This is a genomic window from Micromonospora palomenae (genome assembly GCF_007829925.1).
GTDB classification, from domain to species: Bacteria; Actinomycetota; Actinomycetes; order Mycobacteriales; family Micromonosporaceae; genus Micromonospora; species Micromonospora purpureochromogenes.
The window spans coordinates 2,288,703-2,315,123 of sequence record NZ_VIXA01000001.1 but is presented as its reverse complement, the minus strand read 5'-3'; the positions used below and the strand labels follow the sequence as shown (position 1 = coordinate 2,315,123).

General features: G+C 70.7%; 16 protein-coding genes and 3 pseudogenes. 8 read left to right on the top strand and 11 right to left on the bottom strand.

Annotation, left to right across the window (positions count from 1 at the left end; all coding sequences use genetic code 11):
* Positions 1–132: 132 nt before the first annotated feature.
* The 3 genes from glgB to glgA are packed head-to-tail and all read right to left on the bottom strand — an operon-like array spanning position 133 to position 5,563.
* Positions 133–2,235 (bottom strand): 1,4-alpha-glucan branching protein GlgB, encoded by a 2,103-nt coding sequence (gene glgB, locus FHX75_RS10430; RefSeq protein ID WP_154938462.1) that lies wholly within the window; start codon positions 2,233–2,235, stop codon positions 133–135.
* Entirely contained in the window at positions 2,223–4,316 is a 2,094-nt protein-coding gene (locus FHX75_RS10425; RefSeq protein ID WP_154938460.1) for an alpha-1,4-glucan--maltose-1-phosphate maltosyltransferase, read from the bottom strand. The genes glgB and FHX75_RS10425 overlap by 13 nt, the downstream gene beginning before the upstream one ends.
* 38 nt (positions 4,317–4,354) lie before the next feature.
* The gene (gene glgA, locus FHX75_RS10420; RefSeq protein WP_154938458.1) at positions 4,355–5,563 is read right to left on the bottom strand and encodes a glycogen synthase; all 1,209 of its coding nucleotides are present in this window, start codon (positions 5,561–5,563) and stop codon (positions 4,355–4,357) included.
* A gap of 72 nt (positions 5,564–5,635) precedes the next feature.
* Between glgA and glgC the strand changes: the two genes are divergently transcribed.
* Together glgC and pgm are read left to right on the top strand one after the other, a co-directional pair.
* Entirely contained in the window at positions 5,636–6,868 is a 1,233-nt protein-coding gene (glgC, locus tag FHX75_RS10415) for a glucose-1-phosphate adenylyltransferase (RefSeq protein ID WP_154938456.1), read from the top strand.
* A gap of 69 nt (positions 6,869–6,937) precedes the next feature.
* A complete protein-coding gene (pgm, locus tag FHX75_RS10410; protein WP_154938454.1) occupies positions 6,938–8,581 on the top strand; it encodes a phosphoglucomutase (alpha-D-glucose-1,6-bisphosphate-dependent) in 1,644 nt (547 codons plus the stop codon).
* A gap of 14 nt (positions 8,582–8,595) precedes the next feature.
* On the opposite strand, the gene FHX75_RS10405 is transcribed toward pgm, so the two are convergent.
* Together FHX75_RS10405 and FHX75_RS10400 are read right to left on the bottom strand one after the other, a co-directional pair.
* Entirely contained in the window at positions 8,596–9,525 is a 930-nt protein-coding gene (locus FHX75_RS10405; RefSeq protein WP_154938452.1) for an NAD(+)/NADH kinase, read from the bottom strand.
* A gap of 88 nt (positions 9,526–9,613) precedes the next feature.
* A complete protein-coding gene (locus FHX75_RS10400; RefSeq protein WP_154938451.1) occupies positions 9,614–12,730 on the bottom strand; it encodes a M14 family metallopeptidase in 3,117 nt (1,038 codons plus the stop codon).
* A gap of 396 nt (positions 12,731–13,126) precedes the next feature.
* On the opposite strand from FHX75_RS10400, the pseudogene FHX75_RS31555 reads away from it, so the two are divergent.
* Positions 13,127–13,337, top strand: a pseudogene (locus FHX75_RS31555) (transposase); the annotation flags it as partial.
* 98 nt (positions 13,338–13,435) lie between these two features.
* Positions 13,436–15,160: an asparagine synthase-related protein gene (locus FHX75_RS10390; protein ID WP_154938449.1), complete on the top strand. Its 1,725-nt coding sequence runs from the start codon at positions 13,436–13,438 to the stop codon at positions 15,158–15,160.
* A 106-nt stretch (positions 15,161–15,266) separates the two neighbouring features.
* On the opposite strand, the gene FHX75_RS10385 is transcribed toward FHX75_RS10390, so the two are convergent.
* Positions 15,267–16,490, bottom strand: coding sequence for a polysaccharide biosynthesis protein (locus FHX75_RS10385; protein WP_154938447.1), 1,224 nt, complete (start codon positions 16,488–16,490; stop codon positions 15,267–15,269).
* A gap of 779 nt (positions 16,491–17,269) precedes the next feature.
* Here FHX75_RS10385 and FHX75_RS32220 point away from each other — a divergent pair.
* Positions 17,270–17,854 (top strand): annotated as a pseudogene (locus FHX75_RS32220) (class I SAM-dependent methyltransferase); the annotation flags it as partial.
* 306 nt (positions 17,855–18,160) lie between these two features.
* Here FHX75_RS32220 and FHX75_RS31545 read toward each other — a convergent pair.
* Positions 18,161–18,658, bottom strand: coding sequence for a hypothetical protein (locus FHX75_RS31545; RefSeq protein WP_170285254.1), 498 nt, complete (start codon positions 18,656–18,658; stop codon positions 18,161–18,163).
* Positions 18,659–18,873: 215 nt separating this feature from the next.
* Between FHX75_RS31545 and FHX75_RS30680 the strand changes: the two genes are divergently transcribed.
* The 3 genes from FHX75_RS30680 (at position 18,874) to wecB (ending at position 21,726) form a co-directional block, all read left to right on the top strand.
* Positions 18,874–19,020 (top strand): hypothetical protein, encoded by a 147-nt coding sequence (locus FHX75_RS30680; protein ID WP_170285328.1) that lies wholly within the window; start codon positions 18,874–18,876, stop codon positions 19,018–19,020.
* 246 nt (positions 19,021–19,266) lie between these two features.
* On the top strand, positions 19,267–20,466 hold the full coding sequence (locus FHX75_RS10375; protein WP_154938445.1) for a glycosyltransferase family 4 protein: 1,200 nt from the start codon (positions 19,267–19,269) through the stop codon (positions 20,464–20,466).
* Between the two features lie 138 nt (positions 20,467–20,604).
* Positions 20,605–21,726: a non-hydrolyzing UDP-N-acetylglucosamine 2-epimerase gene (wecB, locus tag FHX75_RS10370; protein WP_154938443.1), complete on the top strand. Its 1,122-nt coding sequence runs from the start codon at positions 20,605–20,607 to the stop codon at positions 21,724–21,726.
* Here wecB and FHX75_RS10365 read toward each other — a convergent pair.
* From FHX75_RS10365 to FHX75_RS10350, 4 genes and pseudogenes are all read right to left on the bottom strand, one after another.
* Positions 21,655–22,200: pseudogene (locus tag FHX75_RS10365) on the bottom strand (hypothetical protein); the annotation flags it as partial. The gene wecB and the pseudogene FHX75_RS10365 overlap by 72 nt on opposite strands.
* Positions 22,201–22,298: 98 nt before the next feature.
* Positions 22,299–23,210, bottom strand: a complete 912-nt coding sequence (locus FHX75_RS10360) for a dTDP-4-dehydrorhamnose reductase family protein (protein ID WP_154938439.1) — start codon at positions 23,208–23,210, stop codon at positions 22,299–22,301.
* Positions 23,207–24,514 carry a glycosyltransferase family 4 protein gene (locus FHX75_RS10355; protein ID WP_281290802.1) on the bottom strand — a complete coding sequence of 436 codons (1,308 nt, stop codon included), beginning with the start codon at positions 24,512–24,514 and terminating at the stop codon, positions 23,207–23,209. Before FHX75_RS10355 ends, FHX75_RS10360 begins: the two co-directional genes overlap by 4 nt.
* A gap of 7 nt (positions 24,515–24,521) precedes the next feature.
* Positions 24,522–25,571, bottom strand: coding sequence for a polysaccharide biosynthesis protein (locus FHX75_RS10350; protein ID WP_154938435.1), 1,050 nt, complete (start codon positions 25,569–25,571; stop codon positions 24,522–24,524).
* Positions 25,572–26,421 lie beyond the last annotated feature (850 nt).

Genomic DNA, 26,421 nt, shown 5'->3' with positions numbered 1-26,421 from the left:
CGACCGGCCCGCGAGCCGGGTGACTGTCCCGCGACGGAGGCGACGAGTCCGACGAACCGCGCCGATCCTTGCGACGCGGGCGGGAAACGAGAGGCGGGCGGGTAACGACCAGCCGACCCGGGAACGGCGCGGTCAATCGCGGCGGAGCCAGAGCACGCCCAGCGGCGGCACCCGCAGCGGCACCGACGCCGGCATCCCGTGCCACGGCACGTCCTGCGCGTGTACCGCGCCGAGGTTGCCGACCCCGGAGCCGCCGTAGTGGTGGGCGTCGGTGTTGATCACCTCGGTCCAGGTGCCGCCGGCCGGCAACCCGATCCGGTAGTCCTCCAGCGGCAGCGCGGAGAAGTTCGCCACGCAGACCAGCGTCGCGCCGTCGGGGGCGATCCGGACGAAGGAGACGGTGTTGTGGGCGACGTCGTCGCCGGCGATCCACCGGAAGCCGGCCGGGTCGGTGTCCTGCGCCCAGAGTGCCGGCGTCGCCCGGTAGACCGTGTTGAGGTCCCCGATGAGGCGTTGCACGCCGGCCCGGGCCGGGTCGTGGGTCAGGTACCAGTCGAGGCCGCGCTCCTCGCTCCACTCCCGGTCGTCGGCCAGTTCGCAGCCCATGAAGAGCAGTTGCTTGCCCGGGTGCGCCCACATGTACGCCAGCAGCGCCCGCACGTTGGCCAGCCGCTGCCAGGTGTCGCCGGGCATCTTGGCGGCGAGCGAACCCTTGCCGTGCACCACCTCGTCGTGGCTGATCGGCAGCACGTAGTTCTCGCTCCAGGCGTAGGCCAGGGAGAAGGTGAGCTGATGGTGGTGGTGCTGCCGGTAGATCGGGTCCTTGGAGGTGTAGAGCAGGGTGTCGTGCATCCAGCCCATGTTCCACTTGAACCCGAAGCCGAGCCCGCCGTCGGCGGTCGGCCGGGTCACCCCGGGCCAGGCGGTGGACTCCTCGGCGACCATCACCACACCGGCGTGGTGCTTGTAGACGGTGGCGTTGACCTCCTGGAGGAACGCGATCGCCTCCAGGTTCTCCCGGCCGCCGTGCACGTTCGGGGCCCACTGCCCCTCCTGGCGGGAGTAGTCCAGGTAGAGCATCGAGGCGACGGCGTCCACCCGCAGGCCGTCGACGTGGAACTCCTCGCACCAGTAGAGCGCGTTGGCGACGAGGAAGTTGCGTACCTCGCGGCGGCCGAAGTCGAAGACGTACGTGCCCCAGTCGGGGTGCTCGCCGCGCCGCGGGTCGGCGTGCTCGTACAGCGGGGTGCCGTCGAAGCGCGCCAGCGCCCACTCGTCCTTGGGGAAGTGCGCCGGCACCCAGTCCAGGATCACGCCGATGCCGGCGCCGTGCAGCCGGTCGACCAGGTGGCGGAAGTCGTCCGGGTCGCCGAAGCGGGAGGTCGGCGCGAAGTAGCCGGTGACCTGGTAGCCCCACGACCCGCCGAACGGGTGCTCCATCACCGGCAGGAACTCCACGTGGGTGAAGCCCATCTCGGTGACGTACGCGGTCAGCTGCTCGGCCAGTTCCCGGTAACCCAGGCCGGGCCGCCAGGAGCCGAGGTGCACCTCGTACACGCTCATCGGCTCCTGGTGCGGCTGCCGTCGGGCCCGCCGCTCCAGCCAGACGGCGTCTGACCACTCGTACGTCGAGTGGTGCACCACCGAGGCCGTGGCCGGCGGCACCTCCGCGTACGCGGCCAGCGGGTCGGCCTTGTCCCGCCACCGCCCGTCGGCGCCGAGGATCCGGTACTTGTACCGGGCGCCGATCCGCGCCTGCGGCACGAAGATCTCCCACACGCCGCTGGAACCGAGCGAGCGCATCGGCCAGCCGTCGTCCGGGCCCCAACCGGTGAAGTCGCCGACCACCCGCACACCCCGGGCGTTGGGCGCCCACACCGAGAACGCCACGCCCTCGTCGAAGACCCGCGCGCCGAGCGCCTCCCAGAGCCGCTCGTGGCGCCCCTCGCCGATCAGGTGCAGGTCCAGCTCGCCGATGGTCGGCGGGTACCGGTACGGGTCGTCGGTGACCTGCCCGTCGGCCTCGATCCGGTAGTCGAGCACGGTGCCCTCGACCCGGGTCTCGAAGACGCCGACGTCGTGCACCCGCTTCATCGGGTGCCGCTCGTCGCCGACCAGCAGCATCACGTCGCCGGCACCCCGGCGCATGGCGCGGATGGTGGTCCACCCGTCGGCGGGGTGCGCGCCGAGCAGGGCGTGCGGGTCGTGGGTCTCGCCGGCGATCAGCTGGTCCATCGCGCGTCCTCCGGGGCGGGAGCGGTCGGGGCGGTGCCGCCCGAAAGGTCGGTCGGCACGTCGGCGACGGTGAGGTCGGCCGGGGCGTGCCCGGTGGGCTCCGCCGCGGCCGCGGCGGCCGGGCGGCGCACCGTCAACACGTGGGCGGGCTGAAGATACGGGTCGAGGCGGACGGCGTTGCGCTGCCCCCACTCGTAGCCGGCGCCGGTCAGTTCGTCGTGGACGGTGAACCGCTCGTGCCAGTCGAGGCCGAGGGCGGGCATGTCGAGGGTGGTGTTGCCCCACTGCACGCTGCGGGAGTCGAACGAGCAGACCACGATGACGGTGTTGCCGCTGTCCGGGTCGTGTTTGGACCAGCAGAGCAGCGCCGGGTTGTCGATGTCGTGGAAGCGCAGGTTGCGCAGCTGGTGCAGGGCGGGGTTGTCCCGGCGTACCCGGTTGAGGGTGGCGATGAACGGCGCCAGCGAGCGGCCCTGCGCCTGCGCGCCGGCCCAGTCCCGGGGGCGCAGCTCGTACTTCTCGTTGTCCAGGTACTCCTCGGCGCCGGGGCGGGCGACGTGCTCGAAGAGCTCGAACCCGGCGTACACGCCCCAGGAGGGGGAGAGCAGCGCGGCCAGCACCGCCCGGATCTTGAACATCGGTGGGCCGCCGTGCTGCAACGAGGAGTGCAGGATGTCCGGGGTGTTGGGCCAGAAGTTCGGTCGCATGTAGTCGGCCGCGGCGACCAGTTCCTCGCAGTACGCCCGCATCTCCGCCGCCGACGTGCGCCAGGTGAAGTACGTGTACGACTGGGTGAAGCCGATCTTGCCCAGCCCGTGCATGATGGCCGGTCGGGTGAACGCCTCGGCGAGGAAGAGCACGTCCGGGTCGACCTTCTTGACCTCGGCGATCAACCAGTGCCAGAAGTCGAACGGCTTGGTGTGCGGGTTGTCCACCCGGAAGATCCGGATTCCCTCGCCGACCCAGTGCAGCACCACCCGCAACACCTCGGCCCGGATCCCCTCCGGGTCGTTGTCGAAGTTCAGCGGGTAGATGTCCTGGTACTTCTTCGGCGGGTTCTCCGCGTACGCGATGCTGCCGTCGGCCCGGGTGGTGAACCACTCCGGGTGCTCGGTCACCCAGGGGTGGTCCGGCGCGCACTGCAACGCCAGGTCCATCGCCACCTCCAGGCCCTGCTCGGCGGCGGCCGCGACGAAGTCGCGGAAGTCCTCCGGCGTACCCAGGTCGGGGTGGATGGCGTCGTGGCCGCCCTCGGCGGCGCCGATCGCCCACGGCGAGCCCACGTCGTCGGGCCCGGCGGTGAGCGAGTTGTTGGGGCCCTTGCGGTTGACCCGGCCGATCGGGTGGATCGGCGGCAGGTAGAGCACGTCGAAGCCCATCGCCGCGACGCCCGGAAGCCGCTCCATCGCGGTGACGAAGGTGCCCGAGCGGGCCGGGGAGTCGACGGTGGCCGGGATCGCGCCCTCGGAGCGGGGGAAGAACTCGTACCAGGCGGAGAAGAGCGCGCGGGGGCGGTCCACCCAGAGCCGGTGCTCCTCGCCGGTGGTGACCAGCTCGCGCACCGGGTTCTCCCAGAGCAGGTCGGCCAGCTCCAGCGCCGGGGCGACCCGGTGGGGCAGGTCCAGCCCGGTGTCGCGCAGCGCGGCCACGGCGGCCTTCACCCGCACGACCTCGGCGGCGGGCACCAGCTCGGCCGCCGCCGTCAGCACCCGGGCGCCCTCGGCGAGGTCGTTGGCCAGTTCCGCCGGCCCCTGCCCGGCGGCGATCTTCTTGGTCACCGCGTTCTGCCAGGTGAGGTAGGGGTCCTGGAACGCCTCGACGGTGAAGACCCAGTCGCCGACCGCGTCGGGCCGGATGGTGGCGTGCCAGGTGTCCTGGCCCGGCTCGCCGGGGCGCATCCTGGTGAAGGGTCGCGCCGCGCCGTCCGGGCCGAGCCAGACCACGTTGCAGCCGAGCGCGTCGTGCCCCTCCCGGTAGGCGCGGGCCGACACGGGCACCACCTCGCCGACCACCGCCTTGGCCGGATAGCGACCGCAGGCGACGACGGGGGAGACGTCTTCGATCGGGAACCGTCCGCTCACCCCGCCAACCTACTGCCCGAGATCGCTTCGCGCTCGGGTCAGCCTGCGGCGCCCACCGACCGGTACACCTCCATGGTGCGGGCCGCGACGGCGTCCCAGGAGAAGTGCTCCACCGCCCGCCGCCGCCCGGCCCGGCCGAGCTCGGCGGCGCGCGCCGGGTCGGCCAGCACCTCGTTGATCCGGGCCGCCAGGTCGGCCACGAACCGCTCCGGCTCCAGCGGCCGGCCGGAGCCGTCGCCGGCCTGCTCGATCGGTACCAGCAGCCCGGTCTCGCCGTCGGCGACCACCTCGGGGATGCCGCCGGTGGCGGTCGCCACCACGGCCGTCTCGCAGGCCATCGCCTCCAGGTTGACGATGCCCATCGGCTCGTAGACGGACGGGCAGACGAAGATCGTCGCGTGCGTGAGCACCTGGATCACCTCGTGCTTGGGCAGCATCTCGGCCACCCAGATGACCCCGGAGCGGTTGGCTCGCAGCTCGCCGACCAGGCCCTCGACCTCGGCGGCGATCTCCGGGGTGTCCGGGGCGCCGGCGAGCAGCACCAGCTGGGTGTCGGCGGGCAGCTCCCGGGCCGCGCGCAGCAGGTAGGGCAGTCCCTTCTGCCGGGTGATCCGGCCGACGTAGACCACGCTGGGGCGGGACGGGTCGATGCCGAGCCGGTCGACGACGTCGGTGGCGGTGTCCGGGGCGTACTGGGCGGTGTCGATGCCGTTGTAGACCACGCGGACCCGGTCCGGGTTCACCTCCGGGTACGCGGTGAGGACGTCGCGGCGCATCCCCGCGCTGACCGCGATGATCGCGTCGGCCGCCTCCACCGCCGTGCGCTCGCACCAGGACGAGAGCGCGTACCCGCCGCCGAGCTGTTCGGCCTTCCACGGCCGCAGCGGCTCCAGGCTGTGCGCGGTCACCACGTGCGGCACGCCGTGCAGCAGCTTCGCGGTGTGCCCGGCCAGGTTGGCGTACCAGGTGTGGCTGTGCACCACGTCGGTGCCGGCGCAGCCCGCGGCCATCTCCAGGTCGACGCCCATGGTGCGCAGCGCGGCGTTCGCGCCGGCCAGGCCGGCCGGTTCGGCGTACGCGGTGACGCCCGGCTCGGTGCGCGGCGCGCCGAAGCAGTGCACCCGTACGTCGGCGAGTCGGCGCAGCTCCCGGGCCAGGTACTCGACGTGCACCCCGGCGCCGCCGTACACCTCGGGCGGGTACTCCCGGGTCAGCAGATCCACGCGCAGCCGTGCCGATTCCGTCATGCCCCCGCACCCTAGTGCAGAACTGTGCCCGTACGAGTGGTGAAGTCGCAGCGGGATGGATAGCGTCGGGACATGGCTGCCAAGGTGCTCGCGATCGTCCTCGCCGGCGGAGAAGGCAAGCGCCTCATGCCGCTCACCACGGACCGGGCCAAGCCGGCCGTCCCGTTCGGCGGGATGTACCGCATGGTCGACTTCGTCCTGTCCAACCTGGCGAACGCGGGCTTTCTCAAGATCGTCGTGCTGACCCAGTACAAGTCCCACTCGCTGGACCGGCACATCACCCAGACCTGGCGGATGTCGACGATGCTCGGCAACTACGTCACGCCGGTGCCGGCGCAGCAGCGCCGCGGCCCGTGGTGGTTCGCCGGGTCCGCCGACGCGATCTACCAGAGCTTCAACCTGATCAACGACGAGCAGCCCGACTACGTGATCGTCTTCGGGGCCGACCACATCTACCGGATGGACCCCCGGCAGATGGTGGACGACCACATCGCCTCCGGCGCCGGCGTGACCGTGGCCGGCATCCGGCAGCCGCTGTCGATGGCCGACCAGTTCGGGGTGATCGAGGTCGGCGAGGACGGCCGGCGGATCCGGGCGTTCCGCGAGAAGCCCACCGACGCGGTCGGCCTTCCCGACGCCCCGGACCAGATCTACGCCTCGATGGGCAACTACGTGTTCAGCACCGGCGCCCTCTGCGAGGCGGTCGAGCGGGACGCGGAGGACAAGACCAGCAAGCACGACATGGGCGGCAGCATCATCCCGATGCTGGTGGAGCGGGGCGAGGCCAACGTCTACGACTTCAAGGACAACGAGGTGCCCGGCAGCACCGACCGGGACCGCGGCTACTGGCGGGACGTGGGGACGCTGGACTCCTTCTACGACGCCCACATGGACCTGATCAACGTGCACCCGGTGTTCAACCTCTACAACTTCGACTGGCCGATCTACAGCAACCAGCCGCCGTACCCTCCAGCGAAGTTCGTCCACCAGTGGGGCGAGCGGGTCGGCCGGGCGGTCGGCTCGATGGTCTCGCCCGGCGCGGTGATCTCCGGCTCGCTGGTGGAGAACTCGATCGTGTCGCCGAAGGTCAAGGTCCACTCCTGGGCGCACGTGGACGGCGCGGTGCTGATGGAGGGCGTCGAGATCGGCCGGCACGCCGTGGTCCGCCGGGCCATCCTGGACAAGAACGTCTTCGTTCCTGAGGGCGCGGAGATCGGTGTCGACCTGGAGAAGGACCGGCAGCGCTACACCGTCTCCGACAACGGCATCGTGGTGATCGGCAAGGGCCAGCGCGTCGAGCCGTGAACCAGGTGTGACCCCGGCCGTGGCCGGGAAGCAATGAGCGTCGGAGTACCGCCCTTGGAGGTTGCAGCAGTGGCCCATCCCCGCGCCGGACAGCCCGCCGAGCCCGCCGACCTGGTGGACGTGCCGCGGCTGGTGACCGCCTACTACGCCGAGCACCCGGACCCCGACGACCCGGCGCAGCAGGTCTCCTTCGGCACGTCCGGGCACCGCGGGTCGTCGCTGCGCAACGCCTTCAACTCCGACCACATCCTCGCGGTCACCCAGGCGCTCTGCGACTACCGCCGGGAGCGGGGCCTCGACGGCCCGCTCTTCCTCGCCCGGGACACCCACGCGCTCTCCGCCCCCGCCGAGGCCGACGCCCTGGAGGTGCTCGCCGCCAACGGCGTCACCGTGCTGCGGGACAGCCGCGACGGCTACACCCCCACGCCGGCGCTCTCGCACGCCGTGCTCACCCACAACCGGGGGCGCACCAGCGGCCTCGCCGACGGCATCGTCATCACCCCGTCGCACAACCCGCCCGACGACGGCGGGTTCAAGTACAACCCCACCCACGGCGGCCCCGCCGACAGCGACGTCACGAAGTGGATCCAGGACCGGGCCAACGCCATCCTGGCCGCCGGCCTCAAGGAGGTCCGGCGGATCCCGTACGCCCGAGCCCGCGCCGCCGACACCACCGGCGGGTACGACTTCCTCGCCGGCTACGTCGACGACCTGCCCGCCGCGATCGACATCGACGCCATCCGCGACGCCGGGGTGCGCATCGGCGCCGACCCGCTCGGCGGGGCCAGCGTCGCGTACTGGGGGGAGATCGCCGAGCGGCACCGGCTGGACCTGACCGTGCTCAACCCGACGGTCGACCCCACCTGGCGGTTCATGACCCTGGACGGCGACGGCAAGATCCGGATGGACTGCTCCTCGCCGAACGCGATGGCCTCGCTGATCGCCGCCCGCGCCGACTACCAGGTCTCCACCGGCAACGACGCCGACGCCGACCGGCACGGCATCGTCACCCCCGACGGCGGCCTGATGAACCCCAACCACTACCTCGCGGTGGCGATCGGGCACCTGTTCCGTACCCGGGAGCAGTGGGGCCCGGCGGCGGCGGTCGGCAAGACGCTGGTCTCCTCCTCGATGATCGACCGGATCGCGGCGGACCTGGGTCGTCCGCTGCTGGAGGTGCCGGTGGGCTTCAAGTGGTTCGTGCCCGGGCTGCTCGACGGCGCGGTCGGCTTCGGCGGCGAGGAGAGCGCCGGCGCGTCCTTCCTGCGCCGCGACGGGAGCACCTGGACCACCGACAAGGACGGCATCCTGCTCTGCCTGCTCGCCTCGGAGATCATCGCCACCACCGGCCGGACCCCCAGCCAGCACTACGCCGAGCTGACCGAGCGCTTCGGCGCCCCCGCGTACGCCCGGATCGACGCCCCGGCCAGCCGGGAGCAGAAGGCCGTGCTCGGCAAGCTCTCCCCGGAGCAGGTGGGCGCCACCGAGCTGGCCGGCGAGCCGATCACCGCGACGCTCACCACCGCGCCCGGCAACGGCGCGGCGATCGGCGGGCTGAAGGTGACCACCGAGTCGGGCTGGTTCGCCGCCCGGCCGTCCGGCACCGAGGACGTCTACAAGATCTACGCCGAGTCGTTCCGGGGGCCGGAGCACCTGGCCCGCATCCAGGAGGAGGCGAAGGCGCTGGTCGACGGGGTGCTCGCCAAGGCCTGAGCCACGGGGCGCGGTCAGCGCGGCGGGGGCAGCTCGCGGCGGTTCAACTGCTTGCGCATCCCGTCCGGCAGCAGCTCGCGCAGCTGCTCCGGCAGCAGTGGCAGGTCCAGCAGGCTGAGCTTGAGCTGGTTGCGTTCCGCGTAGCGGCGGGGGTCGAGGCGGACCACCAGGCCGGCGTTCTGCTGGTACCGCACGTGCACCGCACCCTCGGTCGAGGCGTCCCGGATGATGATGCCGTCGATCTCCACGGCCACCGGCGCCGAGTCGGGCAGCAGCTCCAGCCGGATGGTCTCGTCGGAGGAGAGCACCACCGACCGGGAGATGCCGGCCATCGGCGCTGACGGCGTCACCACCACGGCCTGCGTCGCCGGCGAGATCAGCGGCCCGCCCGCCGCGTAGCTGTACGCCGTCGAGCCGGTCGGCGTGCTGATCACCAGCGCGTCGCACCGGTAGTAGCCGTAACGCTGCCCGTCGACGGCGAGGGTGGCGGTGACGAAGCCGGACCCCGGATGGCGGACGAGGGCGATGTCGTTGAACGCCACCACGTCGTCCCCGCACACGTCGCAGGCCAGGCAGGCGCGCGACTCGACGATGAAGTCGTGGGCGACCAGCCGGTCCAGCGCCCGGGGCAGATCCGGCGGCTCGACCTCGACGAGGAAGCCGAGCTTGCCCAGGTGCACCCCGAGCACCGGCTTCGGGTCCCGCACGGCCGAGCGCAGCGCACCGAGCATGGTGCCGTCCCCGCCGATGCTGATCAACGCGTCCGACCGGTGGGCCAGCTCCGCCGCCGGCACCAGCTCCACCGACGGCGGCACCCGGTGCCGGTCCTCGGTGCGGACGGCGAGGCTCTTGCCGTGCCGGACCGCCCAACGGTCGACGATCTCGACCACCTCGGAGACGTCCCGGCTGGGATGCAGCACCAGACCGAACAGGAACCCCGCCACCGGTACAGCTCATCACACGGGCGGACGGTCCGGCAGCCGTACGGACAGGTGCGGCGGCGGTGGGAGCCCGCCGCCGCACCCGCGTCCGCTAGCGGCGCGGCCGGCCGCTCAGGTGGGCCAGCGACCGGGCGACCAGGTCGTCCCGGACCGCCGGGGCCAGCCCCTCCAGGCCGAAGCCGAGGTAGACGGTGTCGTCGGTGACCACCGCCGCGCCCTCGGTGAACGCCTGCTGGCTACGGGCCCAGTCGTTGCCGCCCGGTGCGGAGCCCGGCGGCGGCCCGGCCACCGTCCACCCACCCAGGTCCGGCGTCTCGAAGGAGGTCTCCGAGACGACCGTGCCGTCGGTGATCACCCGCGCGTCGTCCAGGAACACACCCAGGCCCTGGGTGCCCCAGTCGGAGACGTACGAGATGGAGATCTCGACCTGCTTGCCGGCGTACGCCGACAGGTCGACGGCGAACTCCCGCCAGCCGCCGGAGCTGCCGGTGGCCGCGTTCCAGCTACCGGTGCTGCCCGTCGGAGAGCAGTCGGCGCCCTGGTAGTGGGCGAGGAACGGGTGCAGGGTCTCCGCCCAGCCCGACTCGCAGCTGTCGCCGGTCTCGGTGCCGGTCCGACCGTTGGCGTCGGGCAGCGTCGTCCAGTTGTCGCTGCCCACCTCGTGCGCCTCGACGATCAGGAAGTCCCAGTTCTGCTCGATGTCGTACGAGGCGAAGAAGCGCAGCTGCCCGCTGGTCGCCGAGGTGAGGTCGACGGTCCGGGTGAGCCGCTTGTACGACTCGTCGGACCGCCCGCTGTACAGGTACCAGTCGCCGGTGCGGGGGTCGAACGGCGCGCTGCCCGGCCGGGCCCAGTCCACCGCCGCCGAGCTGGCGAACTGCGGGAACCGGTCCGGGGCCAGGAAGCTCGACGTGGTGAGGAACGAGGCCGTGTGGTCCTGGTTCCCCGCCGAGCCGGGCGCGTTGAGCTGTCCCTCGAAGCCGGCGAAGGCGCCGTCCGCGCCGCGCAGCGGGTACGGCGTGCTGTCCGGGTCGCTGCCGCCGTCGCTGACGTAGTTGTACGCCCCCAGGTAGTACTGCTGGAAGTCGTTCAACAACGGCAGGCAGGTGGCGTCGTCCGGGTCGGCGCACTCCGCCACCGCCGGGTCCGGCTGGTAGACGTACGAGCCGTTGGCGGCCTGGGCTAACAGCGCGTACTTGCCGCTGACCAGGAGCTTGCCGCCCTCGTTGAGGTAGTCGCGGACGGCCAGCTCGGTGTCGAGCGCCGCCCGGGCGGCGGTGCCGCCGACCTGGCCGGGCGAGCGCAGGATGATGTCGTCGCCGGTCTCCCAGACCACCGTCCGGTAGTGCGACAGCACGCCCAGCGGGTGCGGGGCGGCGCGGCCCATCGCGTCGAAGTCGTAGACGTCGCTGCTGCGGCCGGCCTTGGCCAACGACGCGGCGATCTCGTCGGCGTACTTCGCGGTCGGGCCGCCGGTCTGCACCGGGCTGAGCCCGGTCACGTCCTCCACCGCGAGCACCAGCACGTCCCCGCCGATGTCGGTGTGCACCCGGTAGGTGAAGTGCTCGCTGGCCACCGGGCCGCTGCGCGGCTTGACCCCGGTGAACCACACCTCGACCCGGTCACCCGGCTTGGTACCGGTGACCGTGCCGCGCAGCTCGGCGTAGTAGTCGTCGTGGGTGTCGCCGTACCGTTCGCCGCCGCGCCACTCGCGGACCTTGATCGTCTTCGGGCGGCCACCGTTGACCACGTAGTGCATCCGGACGTCGCGCAGCGCGCGGCGGGTGATCGACGCGACCTGCTGGGTACGCCCGTAGGAGGTGTCGAAGGAGTCGACCACGAAATCGGGGGTGCTGCGGCCGACCACCGACACCGGGTCGTCCGGGTCGGCCGCCGACTTCGCCACCGACAGCGCGAACGGCAGGTTCTTCGCCACCTCGGCGGAGATCAGCTTCTCGTCGTCGGGGAAGATGAACCCGCTGATGCAGTCCTCCGGCCGCCACTGGTCGTCCGGGTCGGAGGCGGCCGCCGACTGGCAGGTGGACATCTCCGGGGTGAAGCCGAGTGTGCCGTAGCGGACCGTGGCGTGGCTGTCGGTGTCCCCGTTGGTGGTGTACAGCTCGGCGGAGATGTCCGGGTCGTAGCCGGGCACCGCCGGGTGCGCGTCGTCGCCGGCCATCGCCTGGTAGATGACGTCGTCCGGGGTCGGCGTGCTGACCTGCCAGCCGACGCCGTAGAGCAGCAGCTGGGCCGCCGAGTGGTAGTTGACGAAGAACTCGAAGCGCACCCGCTTGAAGAGCGCGTCGAGCGCCTTCGTCTCCGGCTCCGAGTTGGGGTCCGGGCCGCGGTAGGTGTCGCTGTTCGGCTCCGGCGAGGAGCCCTCGTCGTCGTACCCCCACTTGTAGCTGAAGTTGCGGTTGAGGTCGACGCCGTCGGCGGTGGTGACCTGGCCGTCACCGTCGTTGTCGCGCAGGTTCTTGCGCCACAACCGGTTGCCCGGGGTGAAGGTGTGGTCGTAGCCGTCCGGGTTGGCCACCGGCAGGAACCACAGCTCGGTGCGGTCCACCAACCGGGTGATCTCCGGGTCGGTGCCGTAGTTGTCCAGCACGTGGTGCAGCAGGCGGCGGGTCATCTCCGGGGTGATCCACTCGCGGGCGTGCTGCGCGCTGCCGTAGAGCACCGCCGGGCGTCGCCCGTCCGGCACGGTCCGCGCGTTCTTCGTCACCTTCACCGCCAGGATCGGCTTGCCCTGGACGGTGCGGCCGATCGTCTCCAGCTTGGCCAGCTTCGGGAAGCGCGCTGCCGTGGCGGTGATCTCGTCCCGGAGGCCACCGGGCTCGCTGTACGACCGGAACGCGTCCCAGCCGGCCGCCGCCTGCTCGCGCAGCGCCCGGGAGGCCTCCTTGCCGCGCACCTTCTTGACCTCCAGCCGCACGCCCTGGTCGGCCAGGCGCGCCGCCTCCCGTCTGCTGAGCACCGTCTCGACCCGGGTGGCCCCGTTCTCATCGGTGCCGCGGTGGTCGTGGCCGAGGTCGACGCCGGACGCGCGCAGCTTCTCCAGCTGTTGCGGGTCGAGCGTGCCGACGTACACCTCCAAGCTGTCGCGGCCGCCCGGGTCAGACGGTGGCCGTGCGCTCGCCGGTGCGGTCAGCGCCAGCGCGCCGACCAGGGTGAACACGCCGGCGATCGCCAGCCGTGTTGGTCTCATCGCATCCCCTTCGGTGGAAGGACCGGTAACGGAGAGCCTTCCCAACATGACTCACGCGTGTCAATGGGGCGCTCGGCTCCGCCGGTATCCCGGGATGCCGTCACTGTCGTCGGTGGTGGCCCACCTGGCCGGCCTGCCTTCGTAACCCGCATTCTGTCGCCTCGTTTAGGGAGGTGCTGATGAATGGGCGGTGCGGCGAAGATCAGGATGCCCCGACGGTCGGCAGCCAACCCTGGGAGCGATTGGAGGTGGATGCGTTGACGCGGGCGAAGGTGATGTTCGCGGAGCGTCGTCGGCAACTCGCCCGGAAGGCTGCCCTGCATGACGAGCGCCGGGCGCACCCCCGACCGCTACCGGCGCGGACGCCCAGTCAGGTGGGCCGATCGTCCGGCTGTGAAGAACGCCTGGGCCGAGTTCACGCCGTTCCTCGCCGTCGGCGTCGAACTCCGCAAAGTCATCTGTTCCATGAACGCGATCGAGAGCGTCAACGCCCGCAATCCGCAAGGCCGTACGCGCCCGCGGGTGCCTCCCCAACGAGCAAGCAGCACTCAAGTGCGTGTACATGGCCCTGATGAGCCTGGACCTCACCGGCACCGGCCGCCGCCGATCCACACTTCCAGGCGGATGATTTCCGGATACACCCGCGGGTTGATTAAAGGCCTTAATATTGCACTTCGGGCTTGTCTAATTGCGTTGGAGGAGTGAGTGATTTTCGCCATGTACCGTGGCCCGGGCCAGCTCGATTGGCGCCGGCAGGTTGAGGAGCATGCCCGCTGGCTCGGCCTGGTATCGGCGTATGTCACGTATGGAGCCTTTACGTGCGCACAGCTTTCCAAGCTCGGGGAATCCCCTGCGATCAGTCAGATCGGTGATGCGATCCGGCTTCGTACGACGCGAGCAACGGCGGCCAACGCCATGGCGATCGCGGCCAGCGAGCCGGCTGGGAACGACATCTGGATCGATCACCGGCTGGGCACTGACACCGTGCAGGTCCACGTACCGCCAGCCACGCCGGAACAGGTGGTCTTCCGGGCTGCGGACGGCGGCTTCTGCCTCAGCAACGACCTACGCCTCCTCGGCCGTATCGGGCGCAGTCGCCTCGATCGCCGCGCGGTGCACGCGCTCCTGCAGTACGGCGCCATCCCGGCTCCGCTCACCCTGTTGTCCGGCGTCGAGCGTGCGGCACCCGGGCATGTCACCAGCATTGATCTCAGCAGCGGCGTGGCAACTGCCGCCGTCAATCACCTTCAGCCACGCGAGGCTGCCGATGGCATACGCTTTGACCGATGCCTCGACGCCATCCTCGACACCGCGCCCAAGGGTTCGGTACTGACCTTCAGCGGTGGAGTGGATTCGGGGCTTCTCGCGGCCCGACTGTCCGCCCTGCGGCGTACCGATGTCTGGTTGCTCAACTTTTCCTTCGGCGACGCCGACCCGGAAGCGAAGCATGCGGCCGCGATGGCCAGGCATTTCCACCTGGACTTCGAGCAGACGACCTACGAGTCCACGGAGATGAACGCGTTTCTGGCCGACATCGGCCGCGACTACACGTACCCGTTCGGGGATTTCGCCACCATATCTGCCAACTTGATGGTGCGGGCCGGCATCAAGATGGCCCCCGACGCCCCGCAGTTCATCGACGGAACCGGCGCGGACGGCGCTTTCGGCGTCGGTCAACTGGCAACGTGGCAAAAGCTCTACCGGCTGCCTCGGCCGCTACTGCGTGGCGCAGCAGGGCTCTACTCCTGGGCCGGACTATGGCGGCGGCCAAGCCGGTTCGAACATCGCACGAGGGCTCTCCGGCGAGCCGCCCAAATGCCGCTCTTGGAAGCCGCGGTGGTGGCAACCAATGCACTCGACGGCGTCCTCTACCGCTTGCCCCCGCCGGACCGCGCGTACCTGTCGCGGGCGATACGCACGTACATCATCGACTGCGCGCCCTCGACCGACGTTCGTGACCAGTATCAATGGCTGGACCTTCTCCATGTCTGCGCCGGCGAGTATGCGGCCAAGAGCTTCGATCCATTGCGCATGCGGGGAGTACGTGCATCCTTCCCTTTCCTGGAGCCAGATCTGCTCGCCGAAGCGTTCGCCATGCCGCGGGAGATCAAGTACACCTTCCGGGATGCCAAACTAGCGCTGAAAAACAGCCTTGCCGCGTCCGTACCGGCTGAGCTGGTCTACCGCCCCAAGTCCGGTTTCGTTCCGCCGTTAGACCGGTGGCTGACCGAGGAGCCGCTGCGTGGTGTTGTGCAGCGGATCTCGGCAGAACCTGGGGCATTGGCCGATTACCTCGAGATCACCCGTCTACGGCGGATCGTCGAACGCGCTGCAGAGGGCCAGCCGTTGACCCAGGGTGTGAGGAACTTCGTCTGGATGGTGACTTTCTTGAAGCTCTGGTTGGATCAGCAGCCGTGGTTTGCCGATTAGCCTCGCGCCTTCAGGCTGGCGGTGGTGGGTCGGGAACATGAGTGCCCTCTGGGTTGGGCGGATGTGACTTGGCGGCCGCGCCACCGGCGCGCCGGAGCGCTGCTCGTCACCTGCCGACGGCAGTGGAGGAACGGGGCCGGTCACGATCCTGACCGGCGGCAGCGGTGTGCGACCCGTTCGCCCTCGTGCGTCCGTACCAGCGCAACGCGGCCAGCGCGACCAAGACGCCGGCGACGGCCGCTTCCGCGATGCAGGTTGCGGCGGCGACGCCCGTCGGACCGAGCGTCAGGGCCTGGACGAGCAGTCCACCGGTGACCACCATGGCGATGGACACGGCCACCCGGGTGGCGGCCCGGTAGTTGCCGTCGCCAATGCGATTCAGCATGAAGGCCCGGTTGACCGTGGCGAACGGGAGGGCGAGCGCCAGCAGTTGTAACCAGATCGCCGATTCGGGGATCGGCAGGCCGAGCAGGCTGGTGGCCATCCAGGGAGCCCAGGCGACGACGCCTGCGGCGATCACCGCCCCGGTGGTCACGGAGATAACCTCGGCCTCCCGGCTGACCGCACCGGTCGGCCCCAGATTGTGCCGGTGCCGCGTGCGCATTGCCATCGGCACCCGCAGCCCGCTGAAGACGACGGCGACCAGCGCCTGATAGACGCTGACCAGGGCACCGAAGCAGCCCACGACGTGCGGGCTGGCGACCAGGGAGAGGGCGATCGTGCCGGCTCGCCCGGTGAGCGACTCCGCGAAGCTGTGGGTGAACAGTTGTCGGTTCAACCGGAACGCCCGCCTCGCCCACGAGGGCGACAACCCGGTCCACATCGGGGGGCCGCCGGACGGGCTGCGGCAGACAAGCGCCTCGGTCGTGGCCAGGTAGGCGGCCGCGCCGGCCGCCAGCGCGATCGTCAGCGGCACGCCGGCGATCAGCAGCACCAGCGCGAAGAGCCGGGTGGCGGTCATCGCTGCCGAGGCCGCGATGAATCTCATCTGGCGGACGAGATCGCTGAAGCGTAGCTCGGCGAGACTGTTCAGGATCATTACGCCGCCGGCGCTCAGCAGGGCCACCGTCCCGTACCCGCGACCGCCGTACAGCCAGGCGAGCAGCACGGTGGCGGCGGCCATGGCCGGCGCCGCGATCAGCAGGCGCTGACAGCGGACCGACCGACGTTCGTCCTCGTCCCCCGTCGCATAGAGGAGCGACGATCCGCCCATGATCAGAATCGCGATCCAGGTGAGCGCGGCGGTCATGACGCTGTAGGCGGCGATTTCACCGGTCTGCCCCTGCCGTGCGCTGTAAGCGAGTATCCCGGCGTTGAGTACGCCACTCACCAGACTCGACGCAGACGCCACGATGGTGTTCGACCGGACTCCTGTCGCGCGGGTCCGGCCCGCCCTGGGAGGCGCGGCGGGCGAGGGGGCCATCGTCTCCCGCGTGAACCGGTCGTTCAAGCGCATTCCTTTCGCGGCAACGAGCGGGTCGACGAGCCAATGGTTGATTGCCCGCCGGTGAGGCTGGCCCCACAGGCTCCCGACGATCCGGCGTCAGTGCCCCCGACTGTCAGCCTGATCCGGTCGAGAATGTTCAGACGGCTCCGACGAGCCCAGCTCCCGGTCCCTGGTCACCATCGTGACCTCGACCGCTGGCGACACGACGTCGAGCAACTGGGCGATGGATCGGGCTGGCCCCCCGGCGCGGAATCCCGGCTCGAAGAAGTCACCCGTCAGCAGCACGCGAATCGGCCGGAAGGGTGCCGGTGGATGGGTGTTTTCCCCGGGACGTGCCGTGGGTCGCCCCTGATGGACCGTCACGGCGGATCCCCTGGACCGAGAATATGGTTCGAGGCTGAGCGCGTGTTGCCGCCAAGGGGAACGTCGGACAATTCAGCCACGCTGGACTAACGCTGAAGAGTTCGAGTCGGTGACGCCGGAACTGCTCGGTCGGAGTGTCGGCGCTCAGCCGGAGCGCCACGTGTCGACGGCCTCGGACACGTCCCGGGTCGGATGCGGACCTGCCCGAACCGGTACCTCCCCACCGGATTCCACCTCGATCCCGCGAGCCGCGCCCGTCCCACGGGCGTGGCGGCGGGCGGCCGCCGCGATAACCCCCAATGCGATATAAGGCATTCTCAGCCGTAATCTGCAGGAACGCCGCAGGGCGTTCCGCGTCGCCGGGCGCCTGCCTCACCGGACGTTGCATTCCAGGATCTTTTCGGGGAACGGACAGCATGAACAAGATCACGATTCGCGAGCTGGTGCGGCACGGCCTGCACGCCACGTCGCTCGACCAGCTCCTGCTCCGACGCCGCGCGTCCCGCGGTCTGGACGTGAGCTACCTGCGGACGGGGGCCCGTAAGGAGGCGTTCGAGCGGATCTACCGACAGGGGATCTGGCTGGTCGGTCCGAACCGTGACTGCCTCTCCGGCGCCGGTTCGCGGCTGGAGGCGACGGCGGTGCTCCAGGCCGAGCTGCCGAAGGTGGTCGCGCAGCTCGGCGCCGAGTCCCTGCTGGACGTCGGATGTGGCGACTTCACCTGGATGCAGCACGTGCAACTTGGGGTTCCCTACCTAGGGGTGGACATCGTCGAGTCGGTCATCGAGGAGAGCCGGAGGCGGCACGGTTCCCCGCTGCGGGAGTTCCGGTGCGTCGACGCGGTCACCGAGCCGCTGCCCGCCGCCGATGTCGTGCTCTGCCGGGAGGTCCTCTTCCACCTCTCGTTCGCCGACGCGACGAGCCTGTTGTCGAACGTCCGGGCGTCCGGTGCCCGGTACCTCATCGCGACGACCGACGAGGCGACCGCGTTCAACGCCGACATCCGCAGCGGCGACTTTCGGGTGCTCAACCTGCGCAAGCGTCCGTTCCACCTGCCGGCGCCGATGTACGAGATCAGGGACGACGCGGTCCAGCACGGGCGGGTCATGGGCGTCTGGCGGGTCGCCGACCTCCGAACGGCGCGGACGGGGTCGACCGCAGGGCCGGGCGCGTGCCGCCGCGACCCGCGGTCACCGCCGAGCCCGGCCCACCGGCGGCGGGTTGATGATCCAGGCCGACAGCCGGCCACGCCGGCGCAGCACGGCCAGGCCGAGCACCGCAGCGGTGAGCACCTCGGCCGCGAGGGTGGCGGCCGCCGCCCCGGTCGGGCCCGCCAGGGGTACGGCCACCAGCGCCAGCGGAGTGATCAGCCCGGCGTTGAGCAGCATGATCCGGGTGGCCCGCCGGTACGCCGCGTCGCCGATCTGGTTGAGGATGGCCACCAGCTCCGCCCGTCGATCGGGTGCGGCGCTGCCGATGCCCTGCCGGCTGCGCACGCGCCCGACCATCGGCACGCGCAAAGTGGCGAGCAGGACGCCGCCCAGTGCCTGGTAGACGCTGATCACCGCGCCGCCGGCGACCATCACCAGCGCGGGGATCTTGCAGCCGCAGGTGACCAGCGCGCTGCTGACGAACCGCAGGTCGCGCGCCAGGTCGCCGAGTTGGAGCAGGGCGAGGTTGTTGCCCATGGCGACTGCCCCACCGCCAGCATGGCCGGCCGCTCATAGCCGGAGCGGCTGTAGAACGCGCCCACCGCCAGCGTGCCGAGCGCATGGTCGGCAGGGTCAGGAAGACCCACTGGCTGCGCACCGCGCGGCGTTGCCCCGCGTCTCCGCTGATGTACAGCAGAGGCGAGCCGCCGGCGACGGCGACGAGGGTCAGGGCGGCGGTGACGACGGCGTAGGTGGCGATCTCTCCGGTCTGGCCGGTCCGGGCGCTCAGGGCGAGCATCGCCGCGTTCAGCAGACCGCTCGCCAGGCCCGAGGAGGAGGCGATCAACGAGTTGCGGGTGGACGAGGGGAGCTTTCGCGGTACCCACGGGCGTCGCTGACGCGTGTCGGTGTGGCGGTGCCGAGTGCTGACCAAAGACTACTTCGGGGTTTCTGAATGGCGCTCTGTTTCCTGCCGTCGGAAGCGCCGGTCACGATTGCCGCGGTTTGTCGCGGTGATCCGTGACCTCCACGCGCGGAAACGGGTTTGTATGACGGGCGGACCCGGTGTCCAACCGGGCCGACCCCCAGCAGGCTCTTCGGGTCGGTGTTCGAGGTGATCGCATGCGTACGAAGGCGAGGTCGGTGTGAGCGGAGACCGCGGGTTGCTGTCGATCGACATCGACCAGATGTCGGACGGGACGCCGGTGACCTACCGCGTGCTGGCCACCAGCCGGGCCTTCCAGCCGGGCTACCGCGGCGGAGGTCCGGTCCGGTCCCTGGAGAAGATCCTGGACAGCTGTCCGGCGCACGTCGAGGTCATGCTCGTCACGCGCGACCGGGACCTGGGCACGTCCGACCCGTACCCCGGCCTCTCCGCGCGGTGGGTACGCCGCCGGGGGGCGCTGGTCCACTATCTGCGGGTCAGTGACGTCCGCAACTGGGTGCGCCTGGCCCGGCAGCTGCGGGCCCGCCGGATCGACCTGCTCTACGTCAACAGCCTGTGGTCGCTCTTCTCGCAGGTGCCGGTGCTCGCGGCCGCCGTGGGGCTGCTGCCGGTGCGCAGCATCCTCCTCGCGCCCCGGGGTGAACTCTCGCCGGGCGCGCTGCGCCTCAAGGCCGGCAAGAAGCGGCTCTTCCTGCTGTTCTGGGCGCCTCTGCTCAAGCGGCTGCGGGTCCGTTGGCAGGCCTGCAGCGATCTGGAGGCACGGCACATCGCCGCGCGGTTCCCCTGGGCCCGGATCATCGTGCACGGCCAGCAGACGTCCCTGCCCGACGACGCGAGGCCGCCGCAGGACCGTCCCGACGGGCCGCTGCGCCTGGTCTTCATCAGCCGGATCTCGCCGATGAAGAACCTCGACCTGGCACTCGCCGGCCTGCACAAGGTGACCCGGCCGGTGAACTTCGACATCTTCGGCCCACTCGAGGATCAGGCCTACTGGGCGCGCTGCCAGCGGCTGATGGCCGGCATGCCGGCGAACGTCACGGTCCGCTACCGCGGATCGCTGCCGCCCGAGCAGGTGATCCGTACCTTCGGCGAGTACGACGCCTTCCTGCTGCCGACCCGGGGCGAGAACTTCGGTCACGTCATCCTGGAGAGCCTGGCGGCGTCCTGCCCGCTGATCTGCTCCGACGAGACCCCGTGGAACGATCTGATCGAGGCCGGCGGCGGCGCCGTCGTGCGGCCCCTCACCGCCGACGCGGTCGCCGCCGGCGTGGAACGCTTCGCCGCCCTCTCGCCGACCGACCGCCGGCGGGCCAGGGACCGCGCCGCGGAGGCCTTCGGGGCCTGGCGCGGCCAGCAGCGCTTCACCAACCTCTTCGAAGAGGTACGCCTGCTGGGCTGACCGCGCCGCCGGGTCACGTCGGATCCGCCGCCACATCCACCATTTCGATCGGTGACGTTTCTCGTCGACTCCACGATTCGTTGTGTCTACGGGCGCCCGGTGCGTCGGACACCGGTCGTCGGTCGGAAGGGACGTGAGATGACGCGGGTTGTGACGGTGGTAGGGACGCGACCGGAGATCATCCGGCTATCCCGGGTCGTCGACCGGCTCGACCGCACGGTCGACCACGTCCTCGTCCACACGGGGCAGAACTGGGATCCGGCGCTGTCCGAGGTGTTCTTCCGCGAGCTACGGATGCGCGAACCCGACCGGTTCCTCAACGTCGACACCACGTCGCTGGGCCGGATGCTGGGCGGGGTGCTCGCCGGTGTCGAGGACGTCATCCGTGAGGTCCGGCCGGACGCGATGCTGATCCTCGGCGACACGAACAGCTCCATCGCCGCCCTGATCGGACGGCGGATGCGGGTGCCGGTGTACCACATGGAGGCCGGCAACCGGTGCTTCGACCTGAACGTGCCGGAGGAGACCAACCGCCGCCTCGTCGACCACGTCTCGGACTTCAACCTGGTCTACACCGAACACGCCCGGCGCAACCTGCTGGCCGAAGGGCTGCACCCCCGCCGCATCCTGCACACCGGGTCACCGATGCGTGAAGTGCTGGATCACTACCGCGCCGACATCGACGCCTCGACGGTGCTGCGGCAGCTGGAACTCGCCCCGGGAGGCTACTTCCTGGTGAGCGCCCACCGCGAGGAGAACGTGGATCAGCCGGAGCGGCTGCGCCAGCTGCTCGGCTGCCTGCGGGCGGTACGCGACGAGTGGGACCTGCCGGTGCTGGTGTCCACCCACCCGCGCACCCGCAAGCGGCTCGAGGCGCTCGCCCCCGACCCCAGCGACCTCGACGGTCTGGCCTTCCACGAACCATTCGGTCTCTTCGACTACATCCAGCTCCAGCGCAACGCCCGCTGCACGCTCTCGGACAGCGGCACCATCAGCGAGGAGGCGGCGATCGTGGGCTTCCCCGCGGTGACGCTGCGGGAGTCCATCGAGCGTCCCGAGGCATTGGACGTCGGCAGCGTCATCATGACCGGACTGGATCCGACCGGCGTGTCGGAGGCCGTCCGGGTCACGGTTGACCAGAGCCGGGAAGGCGTCCCGTGCCCCGCCGACTACCAGGTGCGCGACACCTCACGCCGGGTCGTCGACTTCATGCTGTCCACCGTCCGCCGGCACCACGGGTGGGCCGGCATCCGGCGGTGAGGCCGGCCCGGGACCGGTCAGGACCCGGTCCCGGGCGGCCGGGGCCAGTCCCACCAGGCCGAAGCCGAGGTACACGGTGTCGTCGGTGACCACCGCCGCGCCCTCGGAAACGCCTGCTGGCTGTGGGCTCAGTCGTTGGCGCCGGGCGCCGGGCGCGGAGCCGGGCGGCCGCCGGGCCACCGTCCAGCCGCCCAGGTCCGGCGTCTCGAACGAGATCTCGGCGGTGAACACCTTCCAGCCGCTCGAGGAACCGGTGGCCGTGTTCCAATGCCGGTGCTGCCGCTCGAGGGGCAGTCGGCGGCCTGGTGGTGGGCGAGGAACGGGGTGCAACTCGGCCCAGCCACCGGCGCAGCTGTCCCCGGTCTCCGTACCGGTGAGGCCGCCGGCGTCCGGCAGCGTGGTCCAGGCGTCGCTGCCCGCCTCGTGCGTCTCGACGATGAGGAAGTCCCAGTTCTCCTCGATGTCGTACGTGGTACCCGAGTGCCTGACCTGGCCGCCGGGCCCACCGCCACCCGGGCGGACACGCTCGTTCGGCCGGGCGACCACCCGGCTGGACGAGTGTCCGAGGTCGGTCAGCTGGCCGGAGCCAGACTTGCCAGGCGTCCCGCCGGCAAGTTCCACCGCGACATCGCCTCGCGCAATTGGCTGATCATCTCCGGCCAGGCGGGCGGGCGGTACCCCGTGGCGGCGAAGAGCGCGTCGGCCGACAGGGATCGGTCGCAGCGGAAGCCGTCCTCGGGCAGGATCCGTCCCGTCCAGCCGTAGGTGCGGGCGACGAGCCGGAGCAGGTCATACTTGGACACGGGCGCGGCCGCGAGGTGGTAGAGCCCCTGAAGATCCTCGCGCGGCAGCACGACCGTCCTGAGGAAATGGGCGAACTCGGTGGTGGTGACCCCGGTGTAGATCGCCTTGGTGTAGCCCCGGACGTCGGTCGTCTGGGACAGGAACCAGTCCACGAGTGACCGGTTGCTGGTCAGCTCGTGGCCGATGATGGACGTCCGAAGCGTGAGGGTTGGGGGAGCGGTCTCCCCGAGCAGCTTGGACCGACCGTAGAGGTCCGGGGGATCGGGAATATCCGTCTCCATGTAGTTGCCACGGTCGCCGGAAAAGACACAATCGGTGCTCACGCTGACCAGGCGGACACCGCGCGTCCCGCACTCGTGGGCCAGGATCTGGGGAAGGAGCGCGTTGATCGTGACCGTGCGGACGGCGTCGTGCACATCGGACCGTTGCTTGATCACACCGACGCCGTTGACCACCAGGTCGGGTCGGACGTCGTCCAGCAGGCGACGGACGCGGTCGGTGTCGAGAGCGTCGACGCCGGGCGTGATGCGACGTGCGAGGTGCGGCGGGAAGAAGCGTGACAGGTCGTCAGCGGAGCGGGCCGAGCCGAACACGTCCAGCTCACCGCCGCGGTCCAGTTCTCGCAGCAACGTGTGCCCCAGCATTCCGGTGGCGCCGAGGACGAGCACCCGCTGACTCATGCCATCTCCTGTCCCCGCCCGCGTGGCACCCTGCCGGTGTTCCGGGCCGCGCAGGCGACGGCCACGTCCGCGAGCAGCTGCGAGCTGACGGATTCGCTCATGTGTTCGAGGTAGTAGGCGCGCCCGGCCTGCCCCATGGCTCGCCGGCGGTCTGCGGAGGCGGCGTGCGCCTGTCGGAGCGCCGCAGCCAGTCCGGCCGGATCGCCCGGCGGGCAGGTGAGGCCCGCACCGGCCTCGTCGACCACCCTCGACGCGTCACCCGGTACGCAGGCCACCACCGGCTGCCCGCAGGCGAAGATCGACTGGATCTTGCTCGGCATGGTGATCCTGAACAGCGGTTCGTCCGCCAGGGACACCAGCTGGATGTCGGCCGAGGCCATCAGGCCGGCCATCCGCTCCGGTGGCTGGGCCGGCAGGAAGTGCACGGTACGCAGGCGGAGCCGGTCGGCCAGCGACTGCAGCGCGCGCTTCTCGATGCCGTCACCGACCAACACGAGGTGGACGTCCGATAGATCGTCGAGGCGTGCCAAGGCTTCGATCGCGACGTCGAGTCGCTGGGCCATGCCGTGATTGCCGCCGTACATGACGACGAACTCGTCGGTGAGGCCCAGCTGCCGGCGCAGCTCCCCGTCGGGCTCCGTCGGGTGCATGACCTTCTCGTCGACCCAGTTGTAGACGACGGAGACCCGGTCCGGGGCCACTCCCCGGGCGACGATCGCGTCGCGTTGTCCCGGAGACGTGACGGTGACATGGTCCGCGCGCCGGTACGTCTGGTTGGTGAACCAGCTGAGGGCGTTCTCCGCGACCCGCCGGCTCACGCCCCCGGTCAGGAACCCGGACGCGAAGACCGAGTCGGGCCAGAGGTCCATCACCATGGCCACGTAGGGCGTCCGCCACCGGAGCCGGGCGGTCATGGCCGCCGTCGCGGCTGTGGCCGGGCCGGAATAGACCAGCGCCACGTCGGCGCCCCGGAGCGCCTTCGCGCCGAGGGCCGAGGACGAGGCGGCGTAGCTGAGGTAGTTCGCGGCCCGGCCCGCCGCCGAGTGGTTGTGGCTGGGGTAGAGCGGGGTCCGGACAACGCGCAGGCCGTGCTCCGTTCCGGTCGTCCGACGCCAGGCCCGATATCCCGGCTTGAGCTTGCCGTCGGGATAGTTCGGCATGCCGGTCAGGACGTCCACCTCGAATCCCCGCCGGTGCAGGGAGTGGGCGATGCTCAGCGGGACGGGGGTGGGCTCGGGTGGGAACCACTGGGTGATGAGTGTCGCCCGGCAGGGCCCCTCCGACTGGACGTGGTGGCCGCGCACGCTGCCGTCAGGCCCTTCCCGCGCCAGCGAGGTCCATGACCTCGGTCAGCCGGGCACGCACCTCCGGGAGCGTGTCCAGCAACCTCATGACGTCAGTGACGTCGAGGCGCTCGGCGTTGTGCGAGGTGTAGTCCCACGGGTGGTGCCGGCGGGGGTCTCCCTCCTCGAAGTACAGCGAGTAGTTGAGGTCCCGACTGTCCACCGGCACGCGGAGGAACTGCCCGAGGTCTTCCGCCCTGGCCAACTCCTCCTGACTGGCCAGCGTCTCGTGCAGTTTCTCGCCGTGCCGGATACCCAGCACCTCGATCTTGGCGGGGACCTCGAACAGGTTGCACATGGCGGTGGCGAGGTCGCCGATCGTGCAGGCGCGGGCCTTCTTGATGAAGATGTCGCCGCTGCGCCCGTGCTGGAACGCGTGCTCGACGAGTTCCACGGACTCCGGCAGTGACATCAGGAAGCGCGTCATTTCCGGATCGGTGACCGTCAACGGCACGCCGTTGCCGATCTGGTCGAGAAAGAGCGGAATGACGGAGCCCCGCGAACACATGACGTTGCCGTACCGGACGATGCAGATGCGGGTGCGGGCACCGGGGTTGTTCCGCGTGTGCGCCTGGGCGACCTTCTCCATCAGGCCCTTGCTCATGCCCATGGCGTTCACGGGGTAGACCGCCTTGTCGGTGCTCAGGAATACCACAGCCTCGACGCCGTTCTGCACCGCCGCGTCCGCGACGTTCGCGCTGCCCAGGATGTTCGTCCGGACGGCTTCGAGCGGGAAGAACTCGCAGGAGGGGACCTGCTTCAGCGCCGCGGCGTGAAACACGAACTGGACCCCGCGGCTCGCCTTCGACACGGTGTCGAGGTCGCGCACGTCACCCACGTAGTACCGGACGCGGTCGTCCCGGAGCCGGAGCCGCATGGCGTCCTGCTTGGACTCGTCCCGGCTGAGTACGCGGACCTCTGCCGCCCCGGTGGACAGCAGCCGGTCGACCATCGTCTGACCGAATGAGCCGGTCCCGCCGGTGATCAAGAATCGTCCGTTCGCTAGCGAAGGCGTCACCCTTTGTCCTTTCGTCTTCGACCTCCGGCCGGAGCCGGGTCGGGGCGGTCTCGCCAAAGGCTGACGTTAGCCCAGAATCGGACTCTATCCCCTTAAAGCGACAAAATAGGTTTTTCGACGTAAGACGGGACCTGCGCCCCGAATCATCGGCGGCGTCCGGCGGGTCCCGCCCCCGGCGGCCGGCCCGAGTGCGACCCGCCCGACGACCGGGCCTCGGAAACGACGCGCAGGTGCGGCAGGAGGCGGCGCGGAGCGGCTGAACGTCGGAGGCGACGCACGGGCCGCCGACCCGGAGTTCGGGCCACCCGGATCGGGGTCCCGTCGTCGGCCGCGACCTCTGGTCGACCTGACCGCTGGCGCTGGCCCGACCGCCGGTCGCGTCACGAGATCGCCGCCGTCGTGACCTCAGGTCGGACGCGCAGTCGGCAGACCGCCGCGTCGTTCCGGCGGCCTGCCTGGTCAACGACGAGCGGTGCACCCGGTGACGACGGCCCGCGTACCGTCACCGGCGGGGCGCCTCCCGGGTGGTGACGGCCGTAACCAACCCGCGACGCTCCCGTTGAGCCCGGTGTTCCGGCCCGGTCGGAGGTGACTCCTCGCCGACGTCGCACCCGAGCTGGTCGCGACCGCGCCGGTTCTCCGGTCGCGACCGGAAGGCCGTTGCTCGCTCGTCGGTGCGCTCACCTGTGCATCCGCTCCGGCCGGCAGTTGCGCAGCGCTCAGGAGGTAGTCGTCATGGGGGATCGCCGGCCGGATGAACCGCGTCCACTCGAGCCGCGAGGGCGGCCCCTCGTCGGAGCACCCGGGGGCGGCCCGGTCGGGTCGGTCGAGCCCGAGGCGCGAACTCGGT

What these genes read in the sequence shown, in the direction of transcription:
- glgB (WP_154938462.1), bottom strand. Translation starts at nt 2,235, where the DNA reads ATGGACCAGCTGATCGCCGGCGAGACCCACGACCCGCACGCCCTGCTC.
- glgA (WP_154938458.1), bottom strand. Translation starts at nt 5,563, where the DNA reads ATGACGGAATCGGCACGGCTGCGCGTGGATCTGCTGACCCGGGAGTAC.
- glgC (WP_154938456.1), top strand. Translation starts at nt 5,636, where the DNA reads ATGGCTGCCAAGGTGCTCGCGATCGTCCTCGCCGGCGGAGAAGGCAAG.
- FHX75_RS10400 (WP_154938451.1), bottom strand. Translation starts at nt 12,730, where the DNA reads ATGAGACCAACACGGCTGGCGATCGCCGGCGTGTTCACCCTGGTCGGC.
- FHX75_RS31545 (WP_170285254.1), bottom strand. Translation starts at nt 18,658, where the DNA reads ATGGGCAACAACCTCGCCCTGCTCCAACTCGGCGACCTGGCGCGCGAC.
- wecB (WP_154938443.1), top strand. Translation starts at nt 20,605, where the DNA reads ATGACGCGGGTTGTGACGGTGGTAGGGACGCGACCGGAGATCATCCGG.
- FHX75_RS10360 (WP_154938439.1), bottom strand. Translation starts at nt 23,210, where the DNA reads ATGAGTCAGCGGGTGCTCGTCCTCGGCGCCACCGGAATGCTGGGGCAC.